Origin of the sequence: Streptomyces sp. MspMP-M5 (genome assembly GCF_000373585.1) — a bacterium.
Taxonomy (GTDB): domain Bacteria; phylum Actinomycetota; class Actinomycetes; order Streptomycetales; family Streptomycetaceae; genus Streptomyces.
This window is the reverse complement of the sequence record NZ_KB891971.1, coordinates 1-4196: the sequence shown is the minus strand read 5'-3', so window position 1 is coordinate 4196 and position 4196 is coordinate 1. Positions and strand designations below refer to the sequence as shown.

At 68.6% G+C, this 4196-nt stretch carries 4 protein-coding genes and 2 pseudogenes; 3 read left to right on the top strand and 3 right to left on the bottom strand.

The genetic code is table 11. From position 1 onward, the window contains the following. Positions 1-183 precede the first annotated feature (183 nt). Positions 184-1182, top strand: coding sequence for an L-threonylcarbamoyladenylate synthase (locus B073_RS0138735; RefSeq protein ID WP_037814273.1), 999 nt, complete (start codon positions 184-186; stop codon positions 1180-1182). A 21-nt stretch (positions 1183-1203) separates the two neighbouring features. Here the strand turns inward: B073_RS0138735 and B073_RS0138730 are convergent. Continuing rightward, positions 1204-1473 (bottom strand): annotated as a pseudogene (locus B073_RS0138730) (carbonic anhydrase); the annotation flags it as partial. Between the two features lie 191 nt (positions 1474-1664). Here B073_RS0138730 and B073_RS0138725 point away from each other — a divergent pair. Continuing rightward, entirely contained in the window at positions 1665-2645 is a 981-nt protein-coding gene (locus B073_RS0138725; RefSeq protein WP_018543422.1) for a terpene synthase family protein, read from the top strand. A gap of 113 nt (positions 2646-2758) precedes the next feature. Here the strand turns inward: B073_RS0138725 and B073_RS47015 are convergent, their stop codons facing one another. Continuing rightward, a complete protein-coding gene (locus B073_RS47015; RefSeq protein ID WP_158690336.1) occupies positions 2759-2968 on the bottom strand; it encodes a hypothetical protein in 210 nt (69 codons plus the stop codon). Between the two features lie 137 nt (positions 2969-3105). Here B073_RS47015 and B073_RS45105 point away from each other — a divergent pair. Continuing rightward, positions 3106-3902 (top strand): IS5 family transposase gene (locus tag B073_RS45105; RefSeq protein WP_234025273.1). Its coding sequence is split into 2 segments (ribosomal slippage): positions 3106-3442 and positions 3442-3902, totalling 798 coding nucleotides; the frame shifts between segments, so codons are not numbered across the junction. A gap of 82 nt (positions 3903-3984) precedes the next feature. Here B073_RS45105 and B073_RS0138705 read toward each other — a convergent pair. Beyond that, positions 3985-4196, bottom strand: a pseudogene (locus tag B073_RS0138705) (hypothetical protein); the annotation flags it as partial.

Here is a 4196-nt window from a genome sequence, read left to right as displayed (position 1 = left end):
CCGCGGGCCAGCTGCCGGGATGGAGGGCCTGTGAGAGCGTTCTACGCTGAACAGAGCCAGCCCGGTGGTGGTCCTCCGTGTCTCGCCGTGATGGCTGGTTGCCTTCGGGCTCCCGCGGCGTATGTCGGCCGTCGTGCGCCGGTGACCACGGAGCGGGCAGAGCAGTCAGGAGAGGATGGCAAGGTGACGGCACGAACCGGTGACATTGAGAAGGCAGCGGGCGTGCTACGCGCCGGAGGTCTGGTGGCTCTCCCGACCGAAACGGTCTACGGGCTGGGCGCCAATGCCGAGGACCCCGCCGCCGTGGCGCGGATTTTCCAAGTCAAGGGGCGTCCGCCTTCCCATCCGTTGATCGTTCACATCGGCGGTGCGGACCAGCTGGGCGATTGGGTAGAGGAGGTGCCGGCGTCGGCGCGGCTGTTGGCTGAGCGGTTCTGGCCAGGGCCGCTGACGCTGGTGTTGCGGCGCGGTCGTCGGGTGCCGCTGGAGGCGACGGGGGGCTTGGAGACGGTGGCCGTGCGGGTGCCCGACCACCCGGTCGCGCTGGCGCTGCTGTCGGCCTTCGGTGGCGGTGTCACGGCGCCGTCCGCCAACCGGTTCGGTTCGGTCAGTCCCACGACGGCCGCTCACGTGCGTGCGGAGCTCGGCGATGCGGTCGACTTCGTGCTGGACGGCGGGCCCTGCGAGGTCGGCGTCGAGTCGACGATCGTCGATGTCACCGGCGATGCCCCGGCGGCCCTTCGGCCTGGCGGGGTGACGCGCGAGGACCTCGAAGCGGCGCTCGGGTACCCGCTTGCGGTCCCTGAGACGAGCCGTGTTCGGGTGCCGGGCCAGCATCCCTCGCACTACGCACCGCGGGCGCGGGTCGTCCTTGTCGAGCCCGAGAAGATCGCCGTCGAAGTACGGCTCGCGCACGAGGCGGGGCACAAGGTGGGCGTCTTCTTGCCTCCGGCCCTCGCCGACGCCCCGGTCAAGGCGCACGCCGTGGTGGCCCTCCCCGCCTCGATGGCCGCCTACGCCCGCGGGCTGTACGGGTTCCTGCGCGAACTCGACCAGCAAGGGTGCGACCTCATCGTCGCCTCCTTGCCGGTGGAGGAGGGGCTGGGACTGGCGATCGCCAACCGGCTCCGCCGCTCTGCGGGCCCCCGATCCTCCCTCGTCCCCGACCTTCAGGAAGGCTGAGCATCAGGTGGCATCGGGTAATCAGCGTGCGGGGGTAGCGGCCCCAGCCCTGGTCAGGCCGTGGGAGGCGGCCAGTTGGGCGCTGCCGTCGGCCAGGCGGTAGGACAGGCCGGCCACGGCGAGGCGGCCGGCGGCGACTCGCTCGGCCAGGACGCGGGAGCGGTCCAGCAGCAGGTCGACGGTGTGCCCGATGTGCTCGGCCAGGATCTCGTCGGCCGACTCGCGTCCGGCGGCGCGGGCCGCCAGCACGCTCGGGGTCACCCGCTCGACGACGTCGCGGACGAAGCCGGACGCGACCTCTGCGGAATCGGTCGCGGAGCGCGCCTGTCTGAAAGTAGTCGTTGATCTTGTCCGGCCTGCGTGTCGTACTGGGCTCTATGTCGATACCTCGCCTGTACTGCCCTTTTCCACTTGAGGTCCACCCCCAACTGGAACGTATCCGCAGCCGCACTGATGACTGGTTGACGCAGCGTGGGATCTGTGTGGACGAAGCGCACCGCCAGCGCCTGCTCAGGTTGGACACAGGCTTTCTCGCCAGTGCGGGCATGCCGCGTGGCGACGAGGAGCGCGTTCAAATCATCAGTGATCTCTTGCTGTGGGAAACCGCGATCGACGACCTCTTCGATGAGACGGCGATCGCGAAAGATCCAAGTGCCTGTGCGGAGGTCGCCGCCAAGGTTCAACGTGCCCTGGAGGCACCGAGGCCCCATGTGTACGAGGACGAGCCGTTGGCGGCGGCGCTTCGCGATATCCGCACCCGACTGGAGGCTGCGGGTGCCACTGCGCAGCAGGTTGGTCGCTGGATCCAGGCCATGCGCACCTATATGTTCGGCTCGGTCACCGGGGCCTTCTTCCGAGCTCAGCTGCAGACTTGCGACCTGTCGATGTACGTGACGCACCGTCTGGACAGCATCGGCACCCTGCCGATAACGAGCCTTATGGATTTCACCGAAGGGATTCGGCTGACTTCCGCAGAGTGGGGGGAGCCTGCCGTACGGGCTCTGACCGAGATGGCGATCTTGCTCACCGGCCTCCAGGACGACATCATCGATGTCTCCGGAGACGGGCTTCGCGCCAACGTGGTGCGAGACTTCGGCGACCTCAATGTCGTCGAGGTGATCGCGCGGGAGCGGGGCCTGCCGCACGAACAGGCCCTGGCGCACGCGATCGCTCTCCATGACGCGCTGATGACGAGGCTGACAGACCTCGGTGACGCTGTAGCGCGACGGGCGAGTCCGGCGCTCGTCGCGTACCTGAGGATGCAGCGGAGCTATCTCCGGTCCTGTTTCGAGTGGTACCACCGCATCGACCGCTATGGCGTCCGGGCGGACACCGCCCCGATCGAGGCCTTGCCCAGCTCCGGTTTCGATCCGCGCTCCATCGCGTCCCTCGCGTGCCTGTGGGACCGCTACGAGTGCGAGAGCGACGGCCCTCGGGCAGCCGGCGCGGCGGACGCATGCTGAGCCCCGCGGAGCCCGACGCCGAGGCGATCACCGACGGCATCGTCCGGTACCTGAGGTCCTTGATCAAAGCGGACGGGTCCCTCACGTGCCAGGTCCGCAGCAGGGTGCTGGAGTCAGCGCTGGCCCTTCGGCTCATGGAACTGGAGCACGAGGCCCCGCAGCGGCAGGCGCAGGTCCGTCGCTTCCTGGAGCATGCGGCGGCGGCCCCTGAGGCGTCCGACCTCGACCGGATGCTCACCTCTGCACTTGTGGGAACACCCGCCCGACTGGAAGACGATCCCCGCGAGGGCACGAGCCGCGATCCGCTCATGGAGTTCCGACACCACACGGCCTCCAGGAAGCGCGCCCGGACCACCGGGTGCAGCGTCAGAACACCGCTGTTGACGGCTGCTGCACAGAGGGCACTACGTAGACGTCATCTCATTTGGCTGTTTCGGTAGACTGTCGGCTGTGGGGGATTATTGAGCGGCTGGTGCCGGACGAGTTGTGGGCGCTGTTCCAGAGGGTGGTACCGGAGGCGCCGATGCGTCCTCAAGGTGGCGGGCGGCGTCGGTACGGCGACCGCGAGGTGTTGGCCGCGATCGTGTTCGTGGCGACGTCCGGCTGTACCTGGCAGCAGTTGCCGTCGGCGTCCTTCGGGCCGTCGGGAGCGACGGCCCATCGGCGGTTCGCCGAGTGGAGCAGGGCCAGGGTGTGGGCGAAGCTGCACCGCCTGGTCCTCGACGAACTCGGCTCCCGTGGGGAGTTGGACTGGTCGAGGTGCGCGATCGACTCGGTGAACATGCGGGCGCTGAAAAGGGGGACCTGACGGGTCCGAATCCTGTGGACCGGGGCAAGTACGGCTCGAAGATCCACTTGATCACGGAGCGGACCGGTCTGCCCCTGTCCGTGGGGATCTCGGGGGCGAACCTGCACGACAGCCAGGCACTTGAACCCCTGGTGCGGGGTATCCCACCCATCCGCTCGCGCCGCGGCCCCAGGCGGCGTCGGCCCGGAAAGCTGCATGCCGACAAGGGCTACGACTACGACCATCTGCGCCGCTGGTTACGCGGCCGCGGCATCGCCCACCGCATCGCCCGCAGAGGAATCGAGAGTTCCACCCGCCTGGGACGCCACCGCTGGACCATCGAGCGGACCATGTCGTGGCTGGCCGGCTGCCGCCGACTTCACCGCCGCTACGAACGCAAGGCCGACCACTTCCTCGCCTTCACCAGCATCGCCTGCACCCTCATCTGCTACCGGAGACTAGCCAAATGAGATGACGTCTAAGTGGGCGGTTCGCGAGTTGATGTCCGTTTCGAAGTGAGGCTTGGGGCAGGGGTGCTGGCCACGGTGCGGGCTACTGCTGCCGGGCAAAGCAGCCGGTGTCGGCTTCGGTGAGGATGCCGAGTTTGACCAGGCGCTTCAGCTTGGCCCGGGTGCCTTCGATGTTCTTCGGCAGCAGTGCGTGGTCGAGGGCCTGGCAGACGTCCTTGGCCCGCAGGGGGCCGGTCGACTCGTTGAAGGCGGCGAGGATGCGCGGGTAGTCCGGGTGCTCGGGCAGCTCCGGCG